Origin of the sequence: Shigella sp. FC1967 (assembly GCF_001743005.1) — a bacterium.
Taxonomy (GTDB): Bacteria; Pseudomonadota; Gammaproteobacteria; order Enterobacterales; family Enterobacteriaceae; genus Proteus.
This window is the reverse complement of sequence record NZ_MIIZ01000863.1, coordinates 1-2,408: the sequence shown is the minus strand read 5'-3', so window position 1 is coordinate 2,408 and position 2,408 is coordinate 1. Positions and strand designations below refer to the sequence as shown.

Below are 2,408 nucleotides of genomic sequence, written 5' to 3'. Positions count from 1 at the left end.
ATAAGCAACATCTTCTGGGTTTTCAATGGGATAACCTTTTAACCACGGCTTTATCAAGCGTCCATTTGTGTATTGATAAATAGGCGCGATGGGTGCATCTTCAGCAATTATTTGCTCAGCACGGTTATATAGACTATTTCTTTCATTTGGATCAATAGTCATACCAGCTAATGTTAACACTTCATCATATTGCTTATTCTGATATTTAGAGATATTACCTGCATGTTTAGAACCTAATAAACTTAAAAAAAGTAGAAGGCTCGTTATAATCACCAACCCATGATGCTCTTATAACATCAAAATCTCCCGAATTTCGGCTATCAATATATGTTTTCCATTCCTGATTACGTAATTCGACTTTTTACTCCTAGTTTTTTCTTCCACATAGAAGCAACTGCAATAGCAATTTTCTGATGATTCTCTGAATTATTATATAGCAATGAGAGTGTTAGTGGATTATGAGGACCATATCCAGCGGCAGCTAACAAAATCTTAGCTTGACTATCTAATTCATCTTGATTGTATTCATCATAAATTGTCGGTTCTGGAGTAAAGCCCGCTGTTACATCAGGTGTAAAACGGTTTGCTAACTTCTCCCCTGTTCCTAATACTTTATCAGTGATAATTTTTCTATCGATTGCCATCGCTAATGCTTTGCGCACACGAATATCTTTTGTTGGTCCTGATTGCGTATTAAAAGCATAATAATAAGTCCCTAACTGATCAGGAATATAAACCTCATTAGGAATATCTTTCATTAATTTATGATATAAATTTTTCGGGAACGACTCTGTAATATCAATATCACCCGCTAAATAACGTTTAGTCGCATGTGATTCATGATTAATAGGCACAAAAGTGACTTTTAGTTAATACTGTATTTTTATGATCCCAATAATAAGGATTTGGCGTTAATACAATTTTCTCATTAACGACCCTATCTTTTAAAACAAAAGCCCCATTTCCGACTAAATTGCCAGCCTTAACCCATTCAGTGCCATATTTTTCAATACTATGATGCGGTACAGGATATAGCGAAAAGTTAGTTGTTAAATTTGGGAAGTAAGAGACAGGTCGTTCTAAAGTGACTTTTAGTGTCTTTTCATCAATGGCTTCTACACCTAATGATGTGGGTTTTAATTTTCCATCAATAATATTTTGTGCATTTTCAATAGATGCAAGTGATGCATACCATGCAAAAGGCGAAAGATTTTTAGGGTCAACTAACCTTTGCCAGCTATAGACGAAATCTGTTGCTGTTACCTTTTCACCATTAGACCATTTGCATTATCGCGTAAAGTAAAGATCCATACGCGATTATCTTCAGTACGCCAACTTTGAGCGACTCCCGGTATAGGACGCCCATGCTCATCTTCTATCGTCAACCCTTCAAATAAGTCACGTTGCACTTGAGCTTCTGTTAACCCCACTGCATTAATAGGATCAAGTGATGCAGGCTCATCTTTTAAATGTCGAACCACTTCTTGCTTTTTATCGAGTATCGTTCCTTCGGGGACTACTGCCGCATTTACCTGCGATATGAGTAATCCTTGAACGACAAGTGCACATGAGATGACGAATATTTTGCGCATGTCTGTTTCGTCCTGTAATCTGTATGAGAATAAACAGAACAATTATAAGAGCCTGATAAAAAGGCACAATCACTGATTACAAATATTTTATAAATTTTTTATGTTTTCGGTGGTCACTATGCCAATAGTGGCAAATTTTCATAATGGTTAAGCATTAACGAGAATTATCGTTAATAATGAGTATTAATAACAATTAGTCTGACAACTAATAAAGGAGAACAACAATGGCACATCAAGTTACTTTACAAGGAAATGCAGTGGCACTAGCGGGTAATTTCCCCGTCGTAGGTCAAAAAGCTACAGATTTCTCTCTTGTTGGTAAAGATCTTAATGATGTTTCTTTAGCGAATTTTGCAGGTAAACGTAAAGTTCTAAACATTTTCCCAAGTGTAGATACAGGTGTTTGTGCGGCAAGTGTTCGCCAATTTAATAAAATTGCAAATGAATTAAATAACACGGTCGTTTTATGTATTTCAGCTGATTTACCTTTTGCTCAAGCACGTTTTTGTGGCGCAGAAGGCTTAGATAACGTTGTGACATTATCTACAATGCGTGGTGCTGAATTCAAAGAAAACTACGGTGTTGCAATTGCATCAGGCCCATTAGCAGGCTTAACAAGCCGAGCAGTGATTGTTTTAGATGAAAATAACACTGTTCTCTATACCCAGTTAGTTGATGAAATTACAACTGAACCAAATTATGATGATGCATTAAAAGCACTGAAATAATACTAATAAAAAAATAGACGAGTATTATTCTCGTCTATTTTTATTATGTAATAAATCTTACGACTCAATTAATCCTCAGACTTCTCAC

The 2,408-nt window shown here is 35.7% G+C and carries 1 protein-coding gene and 1 pseudogene; one reads left to right on the top strand and one right to left on the bottom strand.

Annotation, left to right across the window (positions count from 1 at the left end):
- Nucleotides 1-1,592: pseudogene (locus tag BHE89_RS14750) on the bottom strand (peptide ABC transporter substrate-binding protein); the annotation flags it as partial.
- A gap of 224 nt (nucleotides 1,593-1,816) precedes the next feature.
- On the opposite strand from BHE89_RS14750, the gene tpx reads away from it, so the two are divergent.
- Complete coding sequence (tpx, locus tag BHE89_RS14745; RefSeq protein WP_069369273.1) at nucleotides 1,817-2,320, top strand: thiol peroxidase; 504 nt, start codon at nucleotides 1,817-1,819, stop codon at nucleotides 2,318-2,320.
- Nucleotides 2,321-2,408: the final 88 nt, after the last annotated feature.

Bases quoted from the DNA above. Each gene is read 5' to 3' on its own strand.
- tpx (WP_069369273.1), top strand. From the start codon at position 1,817: ATGGCACATCAAGTTACTTTACAAGGAAATGCAGTGGCACTAGCGGGT.